A 671-nucleotide genomic window follows, 5' to 3' on the forward strand; every position below is an offset into this window, starting at 1 on the left:
TTGCATACCAAACGGTTTTAYTTTKCTTGATTTTAAAACTTCTTTGTTTGCTAATTCCATTTTGCCTCTCCTTACCATTTCGCCTCTCCTTAAATGTATTTTACTGTCCATTTTTATACATATTTACATTTAAATACTAGTAAAAGCTTTATTTGTTATTTTTTTGTCTATCATTGTTGCAAAATACCTATTAGTATATTAACATACCTGTTATTTTTATACAAGCGTTTTCTTTAAATTTTTATATATTTTATTATAACCTGCTATCCTCTTTTTATTCTAATATATTTTTTAATAAAATTAAGTAAATCATATATCTAAAACAACCTATACTCAAATTTCTATAAATATTATATTAAAATGTAGTTNNATACCATATTTAATTGTATTTTTTTAAACCACTTAYTTCTTTTCTCTAAATTCTTGGAAGTGATTTTTTAATATTTTATTTATAATTTTGTCACTTTTATATTTTCTACACTCGTTCATATTACTATTATACACAAGTTTTCCACAGATTTTGAAGTGTTATAATCCCCTTGTAATTAAAAAATTCGCTTCGCCTCATATCGCCAACGATATATCCTTGCTACCACTTCGGATACATCCGTTGCTTGAGCCACTGCGTGGGCGAAGCATTTCAAAATGTCCTTTTTTAATTATTACTATAC

Origin of the sequence: Romboutsia sp. 13368 (assembly GCF_018336475.1) — a bacterium.
Taxonomy (GTDB): Bacteria; Bacillota; Clostridia; order Peptostreptococcales; family Peptostreptococcaceae; genus Romboutsia.